The 3,281-nt window shown below is 44.3% G+C and carries 1 protein-coding gene and 1 pseudogene; one reads left to right on the top strand and one right to left on the bottom strand.

The annotated features are described in order from the left end of the window. Positions 1–97: 97 nt before the first annotated feature. Positions 98–1,858, bottom strand: coding sequence for a methyl-accepting chemotaxis protein (locus AC5V8P_RS24555; protein ID WP_081276815.1), 1,761 nt, complete (start codon positions 1,856–1,858; stop codon positions 98–100). A gap of 351 nt (positions 1,859–2,209) precedes the next feature. Between AC5V8P_RS24555 and AC5V8P_RS24550 the strand changes: the two are divergent. Then, positions 2,210–3,177 (top strand): annotated as a pseudogene (locus tag AC5V8P_RS24550) (MFS transporter). The last annotated feature ends 104 nt before the right edge of the window (positions 3,178–3,281 follow it).

Genomic DNA, 3,281 nt, shown 5'->3' with positions numbered 1-3,281 from the left:
CTCAGAACAAATGCAAAAAGGGCCAACCCTAAAGAATTGGTTGACCTCATAAATATAAATAACAGTTTAGCGTGATGTTCTGGAGAAACTTAATCCGCTAGTATTTGAATTTGACCGTTAGTTCCTGTAATTTCTGTGACATATCTGACAAGGTCGTTGCCAGGCCGGTGATCTGCTGCATCGAAGCCAGCTGCTCTTCTGCAGACGCTGCAATATTCTGAGAGTTGTCTGCCGCTTGGAGTGCCAGACTGGATACGTTCTCTCCGCTCGCCGAAATTTCCTGGACACTTGCGGTTATTTGCTGCGTGATGCTCGAGAGCTCTTCCGTTTGCTGTGCAATATGATTGGTGGATGCCACAATTTTGTTAAACTGCTGCTCTGTCTCATTGGCAATTTTAATGCCAGAGTCGACATCCTGTTTTACGCGTTCCATGGTCTTAAGCGAATGCTCCATATCTTTGCGCATATTCTGAATCAATTCGGAAATCTGCCCGGAAGATTGGTTCGATTGTTCGGCCAGCTTTCTCACCTCTGAAGCAACTACGGAGAAACCGCGACCTTCTTCGCCTGCACGTGCAGCCTCAATCGAAGCATTTAAGGCAAGCAGATTGGTCTGCTGTGCGATATCCGTAATGGCATGCAGCATCGTGTCGATCTGTTGAGTGCGTTCATCCAGCATCCTCATAACCGCATCGGTTTCATTGACGGAATGGTTAATCAGGTCCATTTGCTTCACTGTATGTTGTACAGCAGTACCGCCAAGGCTCGCCATTTCCATCGCGTCTGCAGACGATTCAGCGATGGTCAAGGAGCTGTCGGTGATCCGCTGCATACCTATTGAAATTTCCTCAAGCGAGCTGGTTGTCTTCTGGAGCATCAACTGCTGCTCCTTTGCACCAGCCGCCGATTCCTGAATTGCGACGGTGATATGCTCGGTTGCTTGCCCCGTGTGTTCTGCTCCAAGGGTCAATTCTTTCGAGGAAGCAGCGACCTGTTTTGTGGACAGGTTTACCTCACCGATCAAAAATCTAATATTTTTAATCATATGATTGAAGTCCTGTGCAAGCTCGCCGATCTCATCTTTTGATCGAATTTTGACTTCTTCGACCGTTAAATCACCGTCCGCAACTGCGTTAAGCCGCTTTGCAATCATGATGATAGGCTTCGTAAAACGTCCCGAAACAAAGCCTACGATAATTGCTCCCAGAATAACCGCAACAGTCGTAATAATCAGAACAATATAAAGGACTTTGGTCGCTCCGCTGTTAAATTCGTTAAAATATGCTCCAGAACCGATGATCCATCCCCAATAAGGATCCTTTTCAACATAAGAAATTTTCGTTTCCACTTGATCTGTACCAGGTAAAGCCCATTTATAAGTGACGAATCCCCCGCCGTTTGTACCGACTTCTACAAACTCTTTTCCCACTTGCACACCGTCTTCCGACACGGCATTCATTAAATTCTGACCTTCATTTGAAGGGTTCATCACTGAAACGGCATCTTGGTTGACTGCCCACGGATAACCTGTTTTACCTACTGTATATTTAATCTTTATCGGTCTTTTATTATTAGCATCTTTTACACCGAGCAGCTCGATGCGCAGTTTTTCCTGTGCTTCCTCCAATGTTAAATTACCGGCTTCGACTTGCCCATTGAGGAAACTAATCATACCAATTACCATTTGCACACTATTCTTAAGTGCCACTTTGCCTGATTCATTCATTTCACTCTTGGAAACAAAATAAGAACTGCTTCCAATCACGAAAGTAGGTACAATTAAAATAATCAAGCACATTATGGTTAACTTCGTTCTTAGTGATCTCACCTTCATGTTTGATCCTATCTTTGTTTTCACTGCGATTTCCCCCTTAGACATCGATGTACAGACTCAATCCATTCCTATAGTAGTTCAAAAGCATAAAAGACTTTACATCATATATCGTAATATCATGCTAGGAAATTAAGCTCTCTCATATAGTCAGCGATGAAGAGAACATTAAAGTTCATCTAACAACGATATAGGGGGGATCGACGGCGTTCATTGGTTGAATGCAGACTACCTTTACAGTCCTGAAGCCTGGTTGCTGTTTTATATGCTAAATTTAATCCGTTTAACCGCAATTTTTTCCGTATGCAGGCAGTAGTTTCTTAGCATGCCCCGTATACTTCTGCATAGAGAAAATCTATAGTAGAGGTGTATGCGAGGATGAATAGAATAAAAGGGAGTATTTTTTTCAGTGTATTTGTGGCCATGCTAGGGCTCATGCTTATTGCTCCGATTATGCCGCCCCTTATTCGTGAGTTAGGCTTAAAAGAAAGCCATTCCGGATTAATAATATCGCTTGGCTCTATTACGATGGCCTTAATGGCTCCAGTATGGGGAAATCTGAAGATGCAAAGGGACGCAAGCCTGTGATTTTGCTTGGTTTTATAGGTATGTGTGTAAGCTGCTTGTTATTTACGCTTACTCTATTTGCAGGATTAAATGGTTGGCTCAGTGGGGGGCTGCTGTTAATCCTGCTGATTGTTACGCGCGGCTTAATAGGCGGTTTTATCCCAGCGGTATTGTCATCGTCCCAAGCTTACATGGGGGGATGTAACGGAAGGAGAAGAGCGTGGGAGTGGGATGGCTATTATTAGTGCGGCCAATGGGCTTGGTCTGGTTTTTGGTCCCGCGATTGCAGGTGCTTTTACTCTAATAGGGCTGTTATGGCCCTTATATTTTGGGATTGTCATTGCCGCTGTCGCATTCGTGGTGTCTCTGCTAGCGATTCCGGCTGCCCAGCCCGTTATTCAGCAAAAACCCGCTCGAATTAACCCCCTCCTTCCAGGACTAAGAATGTATTTGTTTGTAGGTATAATTACGATGATAAGTATTGTGACGATTCAGGTTTTATGTTTGGCATAGGTACGGGCTTACTGATGCCCGGATTTATGGCAGGTGCTTCGCTTGCAGTCAGTCAGGAACAGCAAGGGGGAGCGGCGGGGCTGGTAGCTGCGGTACAGGGAATTTCCGCGATCATTGCTCCTATTTTGACGACCACCTTGTATCGAGTGGACAAATATATTCCCTTTACGCTTATAGCAGCCTTGGTTGCTGTTATGGCTGTTCTTATGCTGGGCGCTAGAAAAAGAAACGAAAATCGTAAGCCTGTGGCTCAGAAGGCTAAGTAAATAAAAGAGTGGTTAGATGAATCCATAGGCTTCCGAGGTATACTCTCCGGAAGCCTATATCTATTATAATAAGTTATAAGAAATTTCAGGAAAATCAGAAGGAA

Source organism: Paenibacillus sp. N119s (assembly GCF_059447605.1).
This window is presented reverse-complemented; position numbering and strand designations above follow the sequence as displayed.